General features: G+C 31.3%; 19 protein-coding genes and 1 pseudogene. 19 read left to right on the top strand and 1 reads right to left on the bottom strand.

Annotated elements, in window-relative coordinates:
* The first annotated feature begins 8 nt into the window (after positions 1-8).
* The 8 genes from floA to recO all read left to right on the top strand — a co-directional run bounded on the left by floA (position 9) and on the right by recO (position 5,851).
* The gene (floA, locus tag HMPREF3241_RS08655) at positions 9-998 is read left to right on the top strand and encodes a flotillin-like protein FloA (protein WP_001830989.1); all 990 of its coding nucleotides are present in this window, start codon (positions 9-11) and stop codon (positions 996-998) included.
* Between the two features lie 15 nt (positions 999-1,013).
* Positions 1,014-1,697: a hypothetical protein gene (locus HMPREF3241_RS08650; RefSeq protein WP_002457743.1), complete on the top strand. Its 684-nt coding sequence runs from the start codon at positions 1,014-1,016 to the stop codon at positions 1,695-1,697.
* Between the two features lie 290 nt (positions 1,698-1,987).
* Positions 1,988-2,935, top strand: coding sequence for a PhoH family protein (locus tag HMPREF3241_RS08645; RefSeq protein ID WP_002475446.1), 948 nt, complete (start codon positions 1,988-1,990; stop codon positions 2,933-2,935).
* Positions 2,936-3,403: an rRNA maturation RNase YbeY gene (gene ybeY / locus HMPREF3241_RS08640; protein WP_070592838.1), complete on the top strand. Its 468-nt coding sequence runs from the start codon at positions 2,936-2,938 to the stop codon at positions 3,401-3,403.
* A 1-nt stretch (position 3,404) separates the two neighbouring features.
* Positions 3,405-3,761, top strand: coding sequence for a diacylglycerol kinase family protein (locus tag HMPREF3241_RS08635; protein ID WP_002446556.1), 357 nt, complete (start codon positions 3,405-3,407; stop codon positions 3,759-3,761).
* Positions 3,761-4,165: a cytidine deaminase gene (gene cdd, locus HMPREF3241_RS08630; protein WP_002457741.1), complete on the top strand. Its 405-nt coding sequence runs from the start codon at positions 3,761-3,763 to the stop codon at positions 4,163-4,165. Before HMPREF3241_RS08635 ends, cdd begins: the two co-directional genes overlap by 1 nt.
* Positions 4,165-5,064, top strand: coding sequence for a GTPase Era (gene era / locus HMPREF3241_RS08625; protein WP_002457740.1), 900 nt, complete (start codon positions 4,165-4,167; stop codon positions 5,062-5,064). Before cdd ends, era begins: the two co-directional genes overlap by 1 nt.
* Positions 5,065-5,089: 25 nt before the next feature.
* Entirely contained in the window at positions 5,090-5,851 is a 762-nt protein-coding gene (gene recO, locus HMPREF3241_RS08620; protein WP_002486998.1) for a DNA repair protein RecO, read from the top strand.
* Between the two features lie 109 nt (positions 5,852-5,960).
* Here the strand turns inward: recO and HMPREF3241_RS08615 are convergent, their stop codons facing one another.
* Positions 5,961-7,352, bottom strand: a complete 1,392-nt coding sequence (locus tag HMPREF3241_RS08615; protein ID WP_002457738.1) for a glycine--tRNA ligase — start codon at positions 7,350-7,352, stop codon at positions 5,961-5,963.
* Between the two features lie 335 nt (positions 7,353-7,687).
* Here HMPREF3241_RS08615 and HMPREF3241_RS08610 point away from each other — a divergent pair, with 335 nt between their 5' ends.
* The 11 genes and pseudogenes from HMPREF3241_RS08610 to HMPREF3241_RS08560 all read left to right on the top strand — a co-directional run bounded on the left by HMPREF3241_RS08610 (position 7,688) and on the right by HMPREF3241_RS08560 (position 19,007).
* Complete coding sequence (locus tag HMPREF3241_RS08610; protein WP_079994851.1) at positions 7,688-8,311, top strand: transcriptional regulator CcpN; 624 nt, start codon at positions 7,688-7,690, stop codon at positions 8,309-8,311.
* An 11-nt stretch (positions 8,312-8,322) separates the two neighbouring features.
* Complete coding sequence (locus HMPREF3241_RS08605) at positions 8,323-9,141, top strand: pyruvate, water dikinase regulatory protein (RefSeq protein WP_002457736.1); 819 nt, start codon at positions 8,323-8,325, stop codon at positions 9,139-9,141.
* A 173-nt stretch (positions 9,142-9,314) separates the two neighbouring features.
* The gene (gene dnaG / locus HMPREF3241_RS08600; protein WP_070853599.1) at positions 9,315-11,111 is read left to right on the top strand and encodes a DNA primase; all 1,797 of its coding nucleotides are present in this window, start codon (positions 9,315-9,317) and stop codon (positions 11,109-11,111) included.
* A gap of 270 nt (positions 11,112-11,381) precedes the next feature.
* On the top strand, positions 11,382-12,488 hold the full coding sequence (gene rpoD, locus HMPREF3241_RS08595) for an RNA polymerase sigma factor RpoD (RefSeq protein WP_002446547.1): 1,107 nt from the start codon (positions 11,382-11,384) through the stop codon (positions 12,486-12,488).
* A gap of 154 nt (positions 12,489-12,642) precedes the next feature.
* Positions 12,643-13,332: a tRNA (adenine(22)-N(1))-methyltransferase gene (locus HMPREF3241_RS08590; protein ID WP_002476250.1), complete on the top strand. Its 690-nt coding sequence runs from the start codon at positions 12,643-12,645 to the stop codon at positions 13,330-13,332.
* Positions 13,322-14,422: a Nif3-like dinuclear metal center hexameric protein gene (locus tag HMPREF3241_RS08585; RefSeq protein WP_070853598.1), complete on the top strand. Its 1,101-nt coding sequence runs from the start codon at positions 13,322-13,324 to the stop codon at positions 14,420-14,422. Before HMPREF3241_RS08590 ends, HMPREF3241_RS08585 begins: the two co-directional genes overlap by 11 nt.
* Positions 14,423-14,456: 34 nt before the next feature.
* Complete coding sequence (locus tag HMPREF3241_RS08580) at positions 14,457-15,803, top strand: DEAD/DEAH box helicase (RefSeq protein WP_060545271.1); 1,347 nt, start codon at positions 14,457-14,459, stop codon at positions 15,801-15,803.
* 9 nt (positions 15,804-15,812) lie between these two features.
* A complete protein-coding gene (locus HMPREF3241_RS08575; protein ID WP_002446543.1) occupies positions 15,813-16,703 on the top strand; it encodes a deoxyribonuclease IV in 891 nt (296 codons plus the stop codon).
* A gap of 201 nt (positions 16,704-16,904) precedes the next feature.
* Positions 16,905-17,703, top strand: a pseudogene (locus HMPREF3241_RS08570) (metal ABC transporter ATP-binding protein).
* Positions 17,704-17,736: 33 nt separating this feature from the next.
* Positions 17,737-18,585 (top strand): metal ABC transporter permease, encoded by an 849-nt coding sequence (locus tag HMPREF3241_RS08565; RefSeq protein WP_002457730.1) that lies wholly within the window; start codon positions 17,737-17,739, stop codon positions 18,583-18,585.
* A 2-nt stretch (positions 18,586-18,587) separates the two neighbouring features.
* The gene (locus HMPREF3241_RS08560) at positions 18,588-19,007 is read left to right on the top strand and encodes a Fur family transcriptional regulator (protein ID WP_001831164.1); all 420 of its coding nucleotides are present in this window, start codon (positions 18,588-18,590) and stop codon (positions 19,005-19,007) included.
* The last annotated feature ends 303 nt before the right edge of the window (positions 19,008-19,310 follow it).

Below are 19,310 nucleotides of genomic sequence, written 5' to 3'. Positions count from 1 at the left end.
GCGATTTAATGTTTAGTATTGGTTTTATAATCATTGCAGTCATTATAGTAGTTGCACTACTCATTCTGTTTTCATTTGTTCCAGTCGGATTATGGATTTCAGCACTAGCTGCTGGAGTACATGTTGGAATAGGCACGCTTGTGGGGATGCGTTTAAGACGGGTTTCACCAAGAAAAGTTATCGCACCTCTGATCAAAGCGCATAAAGCTGGTTTAAACTTAACTACAAATCAACTTGAGTCTCATTACTTAGCAGGTGGTAATGTTGATCGTGTTGTTGATGCAAACATTGCAGCACAACGAGCTGATATCGATTTACCATTTGAGCGAGGCGCTGCCATTGATTTAGCTGGTAGAGATGTATTAGAAGCAGTACAAATGTCAGTTAATCCAAAAGTTATTGAAACGCCATTTATTGCTGGTGTAGCTATGAATGGTATCGAAGTTAAGGCAAAAGCTCGTATTACCGTACGCGCTAACATAGCAAGACTTGTTGGTGGTGCTGGTGAAGAAACAATCATTGCTAGGGTCGGAGAAGGTATAGTATCTACAATTGGTTCTAGTGAGCATCATACAGAAGTGCTCGAGAATCCAGATAATATCTCAAAAACAGTTCTAAGTAAAGGTTTAGACTCTGGAACTGCATTCGAAATTCTATCTATCGATATTGCCGATGTTGATATTAGCAAAAACATCGGTGCTGATTTACAAACAGAACAAGCACTTGCTGATAAGAACATTGCACAAGCAAAAGCAGAAGAACGTCGCGCAATGGCTGTTGCTTCTGAACAAGAAATGAAAGCGCGCGTTCAAGAAATGAGAGCTAAAGTTGTTGAAGCTGAATCCGAAGTACCTTTAGCTATGGCTGAAGCATTAAGGTCAGGCAATATTGGAGTTAAAGATTATTATAACCTTAAAAATATTGAAGCAGATACAGGTATGAGAAATGCAATAAATAAGCGCACTGATCAAAACGATGATGAATCACCACAACAATAATGAAGAGGTGATAAGATGAATATTGGCATTATCATTTTCATCATATCTGTGATAATTACAGGTGTTAGCGCATTACGAGATAAAAGTCACGAGGACAGACAAAATCAAAGACCCAATCAAAAACCCTCAAACGACCAACCTCAAGAAGGTGGTTTCTTTGAAAAATTAGAAAAAACTTTTAAAGAAATTAGTGACGAATTAAATGATGAACCTGAAAAAAAGCAGAGTAAACCTTTTGAACCTTCATTACCACCACTGAATGAAGATTGGAATAAAAATGAAAAGAAAAACACATCACATCCTAAAGAAAAACAAAATACTTCACAATCCAAACGTCAAACAACGTCTACTCATGAACATCAAAATATTCCTCAGCTAGATAAGACAACATCAAGAGATGATAATTATGAAAAACTTAAACAGGAACTTGAACAAGATGTAACTAAAAATTTAAGTGATGTACGGAGAGAAATTGATAAAGAAAAAGAAAAGCAACTTGTTATGATTGAGAGAAAAGCTCAAGACATTATCAACGATAAATATCTCTCAGAAAGAACAAAGCGATATCGATTAAAACAACTACTAAATTCTAGGAATGTTGAAAAAAACATGTCGCACTCTGCTTTTCAATATGATAGTGATGAAGTTATAAATGGTATTATTTGGTCAGAAATTTTAAGTAAACCAAAACAGCTTTAATTAGTTTTAAATTTTCAAACATTAATTTAAATATTTAAGTATATGAGAGAGTATATTGTAATTTATTACGGTATACTCTCTTTTTAGTTTGTCTAAAAACAGGTATTTTAGTAAAATTTAATTAAGATTTAAAATGAAATTTAGCTATGAATGATAGTAAGAGTTTAATTCATCATTTATTCATAGCAAGCATGATACAATATTGATGTATCAAGCTAAATTTTATATTATGAAATTTATCTCATGTTGATGAAACATTAAATTTACGTAACTTGAAAAGGAGCGCGTTTATGCCAGGAATAATTCAAATTGACGATATTAATCAATCTCAAGCTTTAATAGGAAATAATGATGAAAACCTAAAAGCGATTGAAGCACATTTTAATGTCGTAATACATGCTAGAGGTCAAGAAATTGCTGTTAAAGGTGAAAAACTAGAGCATGTTGAAAAAGCAGAATTAGTTCTAAAAAATTTACTTAAAGTAATTGAATTAGGTAATACAATTACGCTTAAAGATGTAGAAGCTGCTATAAAAATGGCCGACAATAATACAATTCATCATTTGTTAGATTTATATGATGAAGAAATTACAAAAGATGCTTATGGTAAAACAATTCGTGCTAAGACTATGGGACAACGTATATATATTAATGCTATGAAGCGTAATGATTTAGTATTCGGTATTGGTCCAGCTGGAACTGGTAAAACTTTTTTAGCAGTCGTATATGCGGCTAAACAACTACGTAAAGGATCTGTTAAGCGTATTGTTCTAACGAGACCTGCTGTTGAAGCAGGTGAATCTCTAGGATTTCTGCCAGGTGACTTAAAGGAAAAAGTAGATCCATATTTAAGACCCCTTTACGATGGGTTAAATACTGTTTTAGGTAGAGAGCAAACTCAAAGACTCATCGAACGAGGTGTAATAGAAATTGCACCATTAGCATATATGAGAGGTAGGACCCTAGATGATGCATTTGTTATATTAGATGAAGCTCAAAATACGACACATGCACAAATGAAAATGTTTCTTACCCGTTTAGGATTTGGATCAAAAATGGTTGTCACTGGTGACCAAACTCAAATCGATTTACCAAAAGGGGTAAAAAGTGGTTTAAAAGAAGCGGTAAAAAAACTAAGTGGTGTCAGTGGCATAAGTATTATGAAAATGGATCAAAGCGATGTAGTTAGACATCCACTTGTAAGTAAAATTATTAATCGTTATGAAGGAGTTGAATAAATGTTTACTATAGATTTTAGTGACCATACGGGTCTAGTAGAAACGTCTTGGTTTGACCAAATAGATCAATTATTAACATTCGCAAAAAAGAAAGAAAATATTCATAATGATGCTGAATTATCAGTAACTTTTGTAGATAAAGAGGAAATTCAAAATATAAATAAAGTATATCGTAACAAAGATAAAGTTACTGATGTCATCTCATTTGCTCTAGAAGAAGATGAACCAGAAATAGATTTCAATGACTTTGAGATACCACGTGTTCTAGGTGATATTATTATATGTACAGATGTTGCCAAAGAACAAGCAGAAAGCTACGGACACTCATTTGAGCGTGAATTAGGATTTTTAGCATTACATGGCTTTTTACATTTGCTAGGATACGATCATATGAATGATAATGATGAAAAAGAAATGTTTGGTCGACAAGATGCTATACTTAACGAATTTGGTTTAACTAGAAATTAATATGAAACGTTTTAAATATGCATATGAGGGTTTTCGCGCAATTTTAAAAAAAGACCAAAATTTCTTATTCCACATTTTAGCGGCTGTAATAGTTATCATATTAGGAATTGTGTTAAATATTGATCGTATAGATTGGATATTAATCATTGTAGCTATAGGACTTGTTTTAAGTTTTGAAGCTATTAATACCTCAATTGAATTTGTTGTCGACTTAATTACCACTGACTATCATGAATATGCAAAATATGCTAAAGATATAGCTGCGTTTAGTGTTGTCATCGTTTCAATCGTTTCAATATGTATTGGGCTAATTGTTTTTATACCATATATATTAGAAATATTTAAGGGAGGAATGTAATGAGTTATCAATCACACTACTTTAAAGAAGTCCGAGAGGCACAAAAAAATGCTTACGCACCATACAGTAACTTTAAAGTTGGTGCTTATTTAAGAACGAAAGATGGTCGGTGTTTTCACGGAGCAAATGTTGAGAACGCTGCATACCCGATGGGGATATGTGCAGAAAGATCAAGTTTAGTAAGCGCTATATCAGAAGGTTATCAACCGGGTGATTTTGAATCCATTACAGTTACTGTCGATGCTGATAAACCCTCGTCCCCATGTGGCGCATGTCGCCAGGTGATGATGGAACTTTGTGATAAAGATATGCCTGTATATATGACCAATCAAAACGGAGATATGATAGAAGCTACAGTTGGTGAATTATTACCATTAGGATTTTCTGGAAAGGATTTAAATTAATGACAGAACATAAATCAGGATTTGTTTCAATAATCGGTAGACCTAATGTAGGTAAATCTACCTTTGTAAACAGAGTAATAGGACATAAAATTGCTATTATGTCAGATAAAGCTCAGACGACTAGAAATAAAATACAAGGTGTAATGACGAGAGATGATGCTCAAATCATCTTTATCGATACACCTGGTATCCATAAGCCTAAACATAAATTAGGAGATTACATGATGAGAGTAGCTAAAAATACACTTTCTGAAATTGATGCTATTATGTTTATGGTTAATGTAAATGAAGATATAGGTAGAGGAGACGAGTATATAATGGAAATGCTAAAAAACGTCAAAACACCTATATTTTTAGTTTTAAATAAAATTGATTTGGTTCATCCAGATACATTGATGCCAAAAATTGAACAATATCAGTCATATATGGATTTTACAGACATAATTCCAATTTCTGCTTTAGAGGGGTTGAATGTTGATCATTTTATTGATGTATTAAAATCTTTTTTACCAGAAGGGCCTAAATATTATCCTGACAATCAAATTTCTGACCATCCTGAACAATTTGTAGTGAGTGAAATCATTAGAGAAAAAATTCTACATTTGACGAGTGAAGAAATTCCACATGCAATTGGTGTCAATGTCGATCGTATGATTAAAGAGGATGAAGATAAAGTACGTATTGAGGCGACAATTTATGTTGAAAGAGATTCACAAAAAGGTATAGTAATAGGTAAAGGTGGTAAAAAGCTTAAAGAAGTAGGTAAACGTGCACGTAGAGATATCGAAATGTTACTTGGCTCGAAGGTTTATCTTGAATTATGGGTGAAAGTACAACGTGATTGGAGAAATAAGGTTAATTTTATAAGACAAATTGGATATGTTGAAGATCAAGATTAATCAATAGAAAGTTGGTGATCAACTGATGCTAATGAAACAAAAGGGCATCATTATCAAATCTGTTGATTATGGTGAGTCAGATAAAATCATTACAATATTAAATGAATACGGAGCTAAAATACCACTAATGGCCAGACGAGCAAAAAAAGTTAAGTCTGGATTTCAAGCAAATACACAGCTTTTCGTATATGGCTTATTTATTTATAATAAATGGCGAGGCATGGGAACACTAAATTCTGTTGATGTGATTAATCAACATTATGAACTCCAACTCGACTTATTTGAAAGTAGCTATGCATCTTTATGTGCTGAAACAATTGACCGATCAATGGAAGAGAATGAGGTTTCAAAATATAATTATGACTTGCTTCAATTTGTTCTTTCCAAAATTAACGAAGGAACTCCAGCACAATTAATGTCTGTAATCGTCTTATTAAAAAGTATGTCTAAATTTGGATTCACAGCTTCATTTGATCACTGTGCAATTACCGGCATTCAAGATCAATCAAAACTTATAGCGTATAGTTTTAAATATGACGGTGCTATTTCAGAATCTGCATTATATCAGGATCAACATGCTTTTCAGCTCTCTAATCGCACTTTATATCTTCTTAATATCCTACAGCAATTACCCATAAGTAAGATGAATCATCTAAATATTCAGCAAGACATATTAAATGAAATGTCTGAATTACTTATCATGCTTTATCGTGAGTATGCTGGTATGTTTTTTAAAAGTCAAAAATTAATAAACCAATTAAATAGATTAGAAAAAGATTCATTGTGAAAAGATTTCAGAATAAATTTATCATAAAAAGCTCCTATCTGCTGTTGTTAAAACTTAAGATAGGAGCTTTATTCATAATCAAAATTTTTACTTATAAATAAATAGTAAACTAAAATTTAACTTTGTCAGCTAAAAATGTTTCTAGTTCTGATATTGGCATACGTACTTGTTCCATACTATCTCTGTCACGCACTGTTACTTGGTTGTCCTCTAATGAGTCAAAATCAAAAGTGATACAATATGGTGTACCTATTTCATCTTGACGACGATAACGTTTACCAATAGATTGTGATTCATCAAAGTCTATTGCAAAGCTAGAGCTTAGTTGTTCAAAAATTTTAATAGCTTCACTTGATAATTTTTTACTCAATGGTAGTACCGCCGCTTTATATGGTGCTAAAGCTGGGTGGAAATGCATAACTGTACGTGCATCTTTACTACCCTCAACACCTTCTTCAGCATACGCATCACATAAAAATGCTAAAGTCACACGATCTGCACCAAGAGATGGTTCAATACAATAAGGAATGTATTTTTCGTTAGTTTCAGGATCGTGATATTTAAAATCTTCACCTGAATGTTCACTATGTTGTCTTAAATCATAGTCTGTACGACTCGCAATACCCCATAATTCTCCCCAACCAAATGGGAATTTGTATTCAATATCAGTAGTAGCATTAGAATAGTGTGATAATTCATCTTCATCATGATCTCTAAGGCGCATATTGTCTTCTGAGATGTTTAAATCTGTTAACCATTCACTTGCAAAAGTTTTCCAATAATTTTGCCATTCAATTTCTTCACCAGGTTTACAGAAGAATTCAAGTTCCATTTGTTCGAATTCTCTTGTTCTGAAAATAAAGTTTCCTGGTGTGATTTCATTACGGAATGATTTACCAATTTGACCAATACCAAAAGGTAATTTTTTACGCATAGAACGTTGAACATTTTTATAGTTCACAAAAATACCTTGAGCTGTTTCAGGTCGTAAAAATAATTCATTAGTAGAATCTTCAGTAACACCTTGGAAAGTCTTGAACATAAGATTAAATTGACGGATATCAGTCCAGTTTGCAGTCTTACTGACCGGACAAACAATTCCTTCATCATCAATAATTTTTTTCATTTCATCAAAACTTAAGCCATCTGCTATAAAGTTTTCGTCACCTTTTTCATTTTGCATATAATCTTCGATTAATTTATCTGCACGATAACGAATTTTACTGTCCTTATTATCAATCATAGGATCATTAAAATTTCCTAAATGTCCTGATGCTTCCCATGTTTTTGGATTCATAAGAATCGCAGCATCAATACCTACATTGTATGGTGATTGCGTAATAAATTTTTGCCACCAAGCTTTTTTAATATTATTTTTTAATTCAACACCTAACGGACCATAATCCCATGTATTTGATAATCCACCATAAATATCACTACCAGGGAATACAAATCCTCTATGCTTCGCAAGTTGTACAATTGTATCCATATTTTTAACCATAAAAGCCTCTCCTTATACATAAAAACGCCCCAAGACAATACACATAGATTATGCAATATTATCTTGGGACGAGTTTAAATTATTTAAAACACATTGTTGAAATAACATGTGTTTATTTACATTTCAACCCGCGGTTCCACCCAAATTAGTGTAAACACTCGCTTTTATAAAAATTTAATCATATGCCAAAATATGTTTGTTAAGCTCACACCATCCTTAACTCGCTTATTAATAATTCTAATTGAAATAATTTTTAATAGCAAGTGTTTATATGTATTTGTAGCAATTGAAAATAAAAGTTATAATGAGTAAGTATTAAAAAGGGGTGAAGACCTATAGAATTAAGTCAAAGACAAGAACAAATAATAGAGATTGTTAAATCGGAAGGACCTATCACGGGCGAGCATATAGCTGAAAAAATCAATTTGACTCGTGCTACATTACGTCCTGACTTGGCTATACTCACTATGTCTGGTTTTATAGAGGCACGTCCTCGAGTAGGTTATTTCTATTCTGGTAAATCTAAAAATAAAATCATAAACGAAAAATTACGAAAATATGTTGTAAAAGATTATATGTCGCATCCTGTTGTCATAAAAGAAAACATGACTGTTTATGATGCTATATGTACCATCTTTTTAGAGGATGTCAGTACATTATTTATTACAAATGAGAATAACGATTTTGTAGGAGTATGTTCTAGGAAAGACTTACTTCGTGCCTCAATGATTGGTGAGGACATACATACAATGCCTATCAGTGTAAATATGACTAGAATGCCTAATGTTTCATATTTAAAAGAACAGGAACTCGTTATTTATGCTGCAAACCAAATGATTGATAAGGAGATAGATTCATTACCAATTGTTAGACCTAAAGAAAACGACAAATTTGAAGTAATAGGTCGCATCTCTAAAACAACAATCACTAAATTATTCGTTTCATTATTTAAAGAATAGGTGGTAAGTACATGGATAATATAAAGATAATTGTTGCCTCTGATTCAATTGGTGAAACTGCGGAACTCGTTGCAAGAGCAGGCGTTTCACAATTCAATCCTAAACAGTGTAAGCATGAATTCCTTCGATATCCATATATCGAATCATTCGAAAATGTTGATGAAGTCATTCAAGTTGCTAAAGATACGAATGCAATCATTGTTTATACATTAATAAAACCCGAAATTAAAAAGTATATGATATCAAAAGTCAATGAACATGCATTGAAATCTGTTGACATCATGGGTCCATTAATGGAATTGTTATCGAATTCTATAGAAGAAACTCCTTATTATGAACCTGGGATGGTTCATCGATTGGACGATGCTTATTTTAAAAAGATCGATGCAATCGAATTTGCTGTTAAATACGATGACGGAAAAGATCCTAAAGGATTGCCGAAAGCAGATATTGTGTTACTTGGCATTTCAAGAACATCAAAAACACCTTTATCTCAATATTTAGCACATAAAAGCTATAAAGTAATGAATATTCCAATAGTACCTGAAGTGACTCCCCCAGACGGTTTATTTAATGTTGATCCATCAAAATGTATTGCGTTAAAAATTAGTGAAGAAAAATTAAATCGTATACGTAAAGAGAGATTAAAACAATTAGGATTAGGTGACAAAGCTAGATATGCAACTGAAGCAAGAATTCAGGAAGAATTAGATTACTTTGAAAAGTTAGTCGATAAGATTGGTTGCCCTGTTATCGATGTTTCAGATAAAGCCATTGAAGAAACAGCAAATGATATTATTCATTTTATTGAAAAAAATAAATCGAAATGATTTCTTTTCCAATAAATTGAAGGTATAATAATAGAACTTTAATAAGATTGCTATCTTAGAAATGAATGTATTTTATAGGTGGCATTTATAGTTTGAAATATATTCCTTCATTCTTTTAGTAACCACATAAAAATAAAGAATTAGCAATTATGAATATTGATAGGTGATGTCTTTTGCGTATAGATCAATCCGTCATTGATGAAATAAAAAATAAAACTGATATATTAGATTTAGTTAGTGAATATGTAAAACTTGAAAAAAGAGGGCGCAATTATATCGGTTTGTGTCCTTTTCATGATGAAAAGACACCCTCATTTACAGTTTCAGAAGATAAACAAATTTGTCATTGTTTTGGATGTAAAAAAGGTGGTAATGTTTTTCAATTTACGCAAGAAATTAAAGACGTATCATTTGTTGAAGCTGTAAAAGATTTGGGTGAACGAGTTAATATCCAAGTTGATATAGGGCAGAACCAAACAAATTCCTCGACAAAAATTGCGTCTGATGAGTTGAAAATGATTGAGATGCATGAACTCATTAAAGATTATTATCATTATGCTTTAATGAAAACAGTTGAAGGTGAGGAAGCCCTCAATTATTTACATGAACGTGGCTTTACAGATGACCTTATTAAGGAAAGAGAAATTGGGTATGCACCTGATAACTCACATTTTTGTCATGATTTTCTTGAAAAAAAAGGATATGATATAGGACTAGCATTTGAAGCAGGTTTGTTATCTCGTAATGAAGAGAATTTCACATATTTTGATAGATTTAGAAATAGAATTATGTTTCCTTTAAAGAATGGACAAGGACGAATTGTTGGGTATTCAGGACGGACATATACGAATCAAGAACCAAAATATTTAAATAGTCCGGAAACACCTATTTTCCAGAAGCGTAAAATTTTATATAATTTAAATAAAGCACGTAAATTTATTCGAAAACAAGATGAGATTATTTTATTAGAAGGTTTCATGGATGTAATTAAATCAGATTACGCTGGATTAAAACAAGTTGTCGCTAGTATGGGTACCCAGTTATCACAAGAACATATTACTTTTTTACAAAAACTAACTCAAAACGTAACATTAATGTTTGATGGTGATTATGCTGGTAAAGAAGCTACTATAAAAACTGGACAAGCACTGTTGAATCAAGGATTAAATGTGTTTGTGGTTCAACTACCTTCAGGTATGGATCCTGATGATTATATTAGAAAATATGATAACGAACAATTCATAAAATTTGTTCAACAAGACAAACAATCATTTGTGCTATTTAAAGTTAAAATGTATCAAAATGAGATTAATCATAATGATCTTGCATACGAAAAACATTTTAAAGAAACTGTGCGAGACCTTTCTTTAGTCAATTCAGGTATTATTCGTAATAAACTTATTCAAAACATAGCTGATATATTTAAAGTTAGTCCAGAAACCATTCAATATGAGTTAGATGCAACTTATCAACATCAGATGCCGTCGAACACTTATCCCACTTTTCAAGATGAGCCAAGTAAACAACAATTAATACTCGGTCGTCTGACTAAAAATGAGAAAGCAGAAAGAGCTTTAATTAAGCATTTAATGAAAGATAAAGATACCTTTTTGAATTATTATCAAAAAGTTGTACCAGAAGACTTTACAAATAGCTATTTAAAGCGTATATTTAGTTATTTGTACGACTATTATTCAAAAAATGATTATTATACAATTAGCGATATGATGCAATATATTGAATCTAATGAATTGAGAGAAGTTCTTATTGAATTAGATCAATATCATCTAAATGATGAACCTTATGAAAACGAAATAGAGGACTATATTCAAATTATTAAAAATAATAATAACGAAGATTCTTTAGAAAGTTTGAATTATAAATTAAGGGAAGCATCACGTATTGGAGATTCAGAATTACAAAAATATTATTTGCAACTTATCGTTAACAAAAATAAAAATCGAATGTAAAAGCAATATTTATAAGAATTTAATTTAAAATTCAAGAGTAGTTAATCAAATATGGTTACTTTAATTATTTAACGGGTAAATTTGTTATATCAGAACTTCTAAAGTGTATATTTATTCAATTGAACACCACTTATTTAAGCACATATCACTTGATTTTCACTTACTCAGTGTAATCCAGTGATTATTTAGAATATACAAATCATATTAAATTGATATAATATATAATTATTAATAGATTATCAGTATTTACTAAAATCGGGAGGCCTTTTCATGTCTGACAACCAAGTTAAAATTAAAAAGCAAACAATTGATCCGACTTTAACACTAGAAGATGTTAAAAAACAATTAATTGATAAAGGAAAAAAAGAAGGTCATTTAAGTCACGAAGAAATCGCTGAAAAACTACAAAATTTTGAAATGGACTCAGATCAAATGGATGATTTCTTCGACCAATTGAATGACAATGACATTACACTTGTCAATGAAAAAGATAGTTCTGACACGGATGATAAAATCAATCCTAATGATTTGAGTGCCCCTCCTGGTGTCAAAATCAATGACCCAGTGCGTATGTATTTAAAGGAAATTGGTAGAGTTAATCTTTTAAGTGCTCAAGAAGAAATTGAGCTTGCAAAAAAAATTGAACAAGGTGATGAAATTGCTAAATCACGATTAGCTGAAGCAAACTTACGTTTAGTTGTTAGTATTGCTAAAAGATATGTTGGTCGTGGCATGTTATTCTTAGATTTGATTCAAGAAGGTAATATGGGCTTAATTAAAGCTGTTGAAAAATTTGATTTTAGCAAAGGATTTAAATTTTCAACATATGCCACTTGGTGGATTAGACAAGCTATTACACGAGCAATTGCTGACCAAGCGCGTACAATTCGAATACCAGTTCACATGGTAGAAACGATTAATAAATTGATTCGTGTTCAACGTCAATTATTGCAAGATTTAGGCAGAGATCCAGCTCCTGAAGAAATTGGAGAAGAAATGGATTTACCACCAGAAAAAGTCAGAGAGATTTTAAAAATTGCACAAGAACCCGTTTCCTTAGAGACGCCAATCGGTGAAGAAGATGATAGTCATTTAGGAGACTTCATAGAAGACCAAGAAGCTCAAAGTCCATCTGATCATGCAGCATACGAATTGTTAAAAGAACAATTAGAAGATGTTTTAGATACACTTACTGACAGAGAAGAAAATGTTTTACGTTTACGTTTCGGTTTAGATGATGGACGAACAAGAACACTAGAAGAAGTTGGAAAAGTATTCGGTGTAACACGTGAAAGAATTCGTCAGATTGAAGCAAAAGCTTTAAGAAAACTAAGACATCCTAGCCGAAGTAAACGTCTTAAAGATTTCATGGATTAAATTAAAGGAATAAGACATTGGCGTTTGAATTATTAATTAATAGTAATGTCGTTTAACTAAATCATCACACTAAAGTAGGGTGGGATAGTGAATTCAAATTTCTTATTACTGAATTCTATCCTACTCTTTTTTAATACATATAAGGAGTTTAAAAATGATTAACCTTAACCAAAGATTATCAATTGTATGCTCATTTATTAAAAGAGGAACATTGGCTGATATTGGCTCAGACCACGCATATCTACCTATATATGCAATTCAAAACGACTTATGCACAAAAGCAATAGCAGGAGAAGTTATTCAAGGACCTTATAAGGCCGCTAAAAGAAATATTGCAAATTATGAATTAAATCAACTGGTTGATGTACGTCTAGGCGATGGTCTAAGCGTTATAAACGCAGAAGATCAAATTGATAATATAACTGTTTGTGGTATGGGAGGACCATTAATTGCAAAAATTTTAAACGATGGGAAAGATAAATTAGTTAACCACCCAAGACTCATACTACAAAGTAATATACAAACTCAAGCATTAAGACAAACTCTTAACAAACTCTCATATGAAATCGTTGATGAAAGAATCATTGAGGAAAAGGGTCACATATATGAAATCGTGGTAGCTGAGTTTAATAATAACTTAGTTAAATTAAATATATTACAAGAAAAATTCGGACCATTTTTACTTAGAGATTGTAATAACATTTTTCAAAAAAAATGGAAAAGAGAGTTACAAGCACTGCGTGATATAAAATCTCAATTGAATTCAACTTCACATCATGAGAGACTAAAAGAAATAGAAGATGAAATCAACTTAATACAAGAGGTGTTAATTAATGAAAATTAGTGAACTGATGAAAATTTTAAATAATCACGTTCCATTTCATCAAGCTGAATCATGGGATAATGTAGGATTATTAATTGGTAATGATAATTTAGATATTACAGGTATTCTGACAACTCTCGACTGCACCGATGATGTTGTTAACCAAGCAATTGAACTTAATACTAATACCATCATTGCTCATCATCCACTTATTTTCAAAGGAGTAAAACGCATTGTTGAAGATGGATATGGTAGTATTATTCGTAAACTTATCCAAAATAATATCAATCTTATAGCATTACACACTAACCTTGATGTACATCCTGAAGGTGTCAATCGAATGTTAGCGCATCAATTAGGTTTAGAGAACATATCCATGATTAATACAAATAGCTCATATTATTACAAAGTTCAAACTTTTATACCTAAAAATTATGTTGAAGATTTCAAAGACAGTTTAAACGAACTTGGATTAGCTAAAGAAGGTAATTACGAATATTGTTTCTTTGAAAGTGAAGGTAAAGGACAATTTAAACCAGTAGGTGATGCAAACCCTTATATAGGGAAGTTAGATAGTATCGAATATGTTGATGAAATAAAACTTGAGTTTATGATAAAAAGCAATGAATTAGAAATAGCTAAGCGAGCTATTTTAGATAATCACCCATACGAAACACCAGTTTTTGATTTTATTAAAATGAACAAAGAAAGTGAGTATGGATTAGGGATTATTGGACAATTAAACAAAACTACGACTTTAGATGAATTCTCTGAATATGCAAAAAAACAACTCAGTATACCAAGCGTACGATATACAGGTCAACATGATAGTCCAATTAAGAAAGTAGCAATCATAGGCGGTTCAGGTATAGGATTTGAGTATAAAGCTAGCCAACTTGGAGCAGACGTTTTTGTTACTGGTGACATTAAACACCATGATGCTCTAGATGCTAAAATCCAAAATGTAAATTTATTAGACATCAATCATTATAGTGAGTATGTTATGAAAGAAGGATTAAAAGAATTATTAGCAAAATGGTTATTTAAATATGAAAATCAATTTCCGATATATGCCTCTGAAATCAACACAGATCCATTTAAATATAAATAAATGTTATTGATAAACATTTAAAGGAGAACAAATTATGTCAAAACATCCATTTGAACACTTTAATTTAGATGAGAATTTAATTGAAGCTGTTAAAAATCTCAATTTTGAAAAACCGACCGAAATCCAAAATAGAATCATACCGAGAATTCTTAAAGGAACAAATTTAATAGGACAATCTCAAACTGGAACTGGAAAGTCACACGCTTTTCTCTTACCATTAATTCAACTTATAGAAAGTGACATTCAAGAGCCACAAGCCATCGTAGTAGCTCCAACACGTGAACTTGCTCAGCAACTTTATCAAGTTGCTATGCATTTGGTAAAATTCAAAAAAGGTATAAAGGTAAAACTTTTCATTGGTGGCACCGATTTAGAAAAAGATAAACAACGATGTAGCCATCAACCACAACTCATTATTGGTACACCAACAAGAATTAATGATTTAGCACATTCAGGTTATCTTCATGCACATTTAGCCTCATATTTAATTATAGATGAAGCGGATTTAATGATTGACCTGGGTCTCATTGAAGATGTTGACCATATTGCAGCGAGATTAGATGATGAAAATGCTCATCTAGCGGTATTTAGTGCAACAATACCTAAATCATTACAACCATTTTTAAATAAATATTTAAGTCAACCAGAATTTGTAGAAGTAGATGGTAAAGCTCATAATAAAGAAAATATCGAATTTTATCTAATTCCTACAAAAGGTTCTGCCAAGGTAGATAAAACATTGGAACTGATAGATATATTGAATCCTTATCTATGTATTATTTTCTGTAACAGTCGTGAAAATGCCGATGAATTGGCAGACACTTTAAATAAAGAAGGAATTAAAATAGGTATGATTCATGGTGGTTTAACACCAAGAGAACGTAAACAACAAATGAAAAGAATAAGAAATTTAGATTTTCAATTTGTCATTGCAAGCGATCTTGCTTCTAGAGGAATAGACATTGAAGGCGTAAGTCATGTTATTAATTTCGATGTACCCAATGACATCGATTTCTTCACACATCGCGTAGGTCGAACAGGAAGAGGTAATTATAAAGGAGTAGCCATTACATTATATAGTCCTGATGAAGAAAGTAATATTACTCTTATCGAAGACAGAGGTTATAAATTTAAAAATGTAGATATCAAGAATGGTGAATTAAAACCGATTAAGGCACACAATATGCGTAGATCAAGACAACGTAAAGATGATCATTTAACCAATGAAGTTAAACACAAAGTAAGAAGTAAATCAAAACGTAAAGTTAAACCAGGGTATAAAAAGAAATTTAAACAAGAAGTTGAAAAAATGAAACGTCAAGAAAGAAAGCAGTATAGTAAAAAGCAAAAAAGACAAAAACGAAAAACTAATAAAGGATAGGTGAAATGAATGTTACTAGGATCACATGTTTCAATGAGTGGCAAAAAAATGCTGCAAGGGTCGGCAGAAGAAGCACATAAATATGGTGAATCCACATTTATGATTTATACAGGTGCACCACAAAATACAAGACGTAAAAATATTGAAGATTTAAATATCGAAAAAGGCCAACAGGCAATGAAAACATATGGTTTATCAAATATCGTTGTACATGCACCATATATCATTAACATTGCAAATACAACCAAACCTGAAGTATTTAATTTAGGAGTTGACTTTCTACAAAAAGAAATCGAAAGAACTCAAGCACTTGGAGCAAAAGATATTGTACTACATCCTGGGGCGCATGTCGGAGCAGGTGTAGATAAAGGAATCCAAAAAATTATTGAAGGACTTAATGAAGTGCTCACACATGATAATGATGTAAGAATAGCACTTGAAACTATGGCGGGTAAAGGAACAGAAGTAGGGAGATCTTTTGAAGAAATTGCTCAAATAATTGATGGTGTTACACATAATGATCGCTTATCAGTATGTTTTGATACGTGCCACACTCATGATGCCGGATATAACGTCAAAGAAGATTTTGATGGTGTACTAGAAAAATTCGACAATATAATTGGAGTAGATCGAATTAAAGTAGTACATGTTAATGACAGTAAAAACCTAAGAGGTGCACAGAAAGATCGTCACGAAAATATCGGCTTTGGTCATATTGGCTTTGATGCACTTAATTACGTAGTGCATCATGATACTTTTAAAAATATTCCAAAAATATTAGAAACTCCATATGTTGGTGAAGATAAAAAAAATAAAAAACCACCGTATAAATTAGAAATAGACATGTTAAAATCACAAGAATTTGATCCAGACCTCAAGAACAAAATTTTAAATCAATAAAATAGTTATAAAATCAAGCCATTCATCGTCTTTTCATTCAGTGAATGGCTTAATTATTTCATCATGTTAAATAAAAATAATATCTTTTTAATTACGACTATCAAGTCATTAGACTAATTATAGAACAACCAAAACTATATGTAATTTAAAATAGTCGTAAACATTACTATTTACATAAAAATTAATAAGTTGTATAGTTATATGCGAGGTGAAAACCATGACAACGCCAGTTTTTGAATTACGAAATTTAGATTATTATTTCGATAATAAGCATGTATTAGAGAACATAAATATCAAAATTAATAAGGGCGAATTTTTAGCAATTGTTGGTCCAAACGGGGCAGGTAAATCTACTTTACTAAAAGTCATATTAGGGCTATTGCCTATACAAAAAGGGGAGATAATTGTTGAAGGAAAACCATTTAAAGATAATAAATCTTCATTGAAAATTAGCTATGTCTCTCAGAAAGCTTCTGCCTTCAATGCAGGTTTCCCAGCTAGTGTAAAGGAAGTTGTTTTAAGTGGTCTGACTAAAACCAAAAAAATATTTCAAAGATTCAATAAAAGTGATTATCAAAAAGTCAAAAAGGTATTAGAGAGATTAAATATATCTCATTTAATAAATAAAAATATAGCTGAACTATCTGGTGGACAACAACAACGTGTACTTATTGCTAGAGCACTTATTTCTAACCCAAGTGTGCTAGTGTTAGATGAACCTACAAACGGAATTGATGCAAAACATGTAAGCGAATTTTACGATACACTTGATAAATTAAAAAAGCAGGGGATTACAATAATTTTAGTCACCCATGATATTGGCATTGTAGCAGATACCGCTACAGAAGTAGCATGTTTAAATAAACATCTTCATTTCCATGGTTCTACAGAAGCATTCAAGTCTTTAGATGAAGTGGAAATTTCAAAAATTTATGGTCATCCTATTCAATTTGTTGATCATCAACACAACCGAACATGTTGTAATGAGGGAAATGAATAAATTTATATTAGAAACAAAGAGGAAGTGTAACTTTTGATAGATGCGTTATTAAATTTTGATTTTATTAGATATTCTTTGATTAGCGGTCTGCTTATTGGCTTTATCGCACCATTAATAGGTGCATTTATTGTAGTTCGAAGACTATCATTAATTGCTGACGCTTTGAGCCACGTGACATTAGGTGGCATTTCCTTTGGTATGTTTTTGCTTACCATTATTCCCGTATTCTCAGTAATAAACCCTATGTGGTTTGGTATTCTTTTTGCTGTTATTGGAGCGTTATTAATTGAAAAATTAAGAACTTCATTTTCTAATTATCAAGAAATTGCAATTCCTATTATAATGAGCGCTGGTATTGCCCTAAGTGCTATTTTTATTTCTCTAGCAGATGGTTTTAATCAAGAAATCGTAGGCCTACTATTTGGATCAATTAGTGCAGTAAATATTAGTGATTTAACTACAATTATTATCATTACAATAATTGTTCTCATATTTATTGTTTTATTTTATAAAGAATTATTTATTTTATCATTTGACGAAGAATATAGTAAGGTCATAGGTATACCAAAGTGGATTCAATTTTTGTTTATAGTAATTGTTGCAATGGTTATATCTGCATCAATGAGAGTTGTAGGTATATTATTAGTAAGCGCGTTAATAACTCTTCCTATAGCAATTTCAATGAGAATAACTAAAGGATTTAAACAATTAATAGCATTAAGTATTATATTAGGAGAACTGTCTGTAATTCTAGGATTAATTATAGCTTTTTATATGAATATATCACCTGGTGGTGTCATTGTTGTACTATTAGTAGTAATGCTCATACTAACGATGACTATTCAGAAGTTAAAAATTAAGTTCAAAAAGGGAGTCGTTTAAGAATGAATACAAATGATGCAATTAAAGTTTTAAAAGAAAACGGACTTAAATACACTGATAAACGTAAAGATATGCTAGATATCTTTGTTAAAGAGGATAAATATTTAAATGCTAAACATATTCAACAACAAATGGATAAGGACTATCCTGGAATATCATTTGATACTGTATACAGAAATCTTCATTTATTTAAAGATTTAGGCATTATAGAGAGTACCGAATTAGATGGAGAAATGAAATTCAGAATCGCATGCACAAATCATCACCATCATCATTTTATTTGCGAAAATTGCGGAGAAACTAAAGTGATTGATTTTTGTCCAATTGAGAAGATTAAAAGTCAATTACCCAATGTAAATATTCATACTCATAAACTAGAAGTGTATGGTATTTGTGAAGAATGTCAACGTAAAGCAAACTAAAAAACATTCGGATCATAATACTGGCAGATTTCATCATTTCAATTTAAGATTTTCGGTCATGGAATTTTAAATATTTAATATAAAATGAATACTCATGATTTGTAGCAAAAGAACCTTGTGATAATAACTGAGGTTCTTTTACTAATTATAGGCCATTAGTCGTATTTATTAAAATTTATGTATTTTTATGTTTAATCTTCACAAATTTGAGATATATTTATAGTATATCAATTAGTAGATTTAGAAAAATATTAAGAAGATTCACATTAACAATTTTGATAAATTGTAGTGTGGGTCGGGAAA

Source organism: Staphylococcus sp. HMSC34G04 (genome assembly GCF_001838765.1).
Taxonomy (GTDB): domain Bacteria; phylum Bacillota; class Bacilli; order Staphylococcales; family Staphylococcaceae; genus Staphylococcus; species Staphylococcus epidermidis.
The sequence above is the reverse complement of the archived record's forward strand: the minus strand, read 5'-3'. Positions and strand labels throughout refer to the sequence as shown.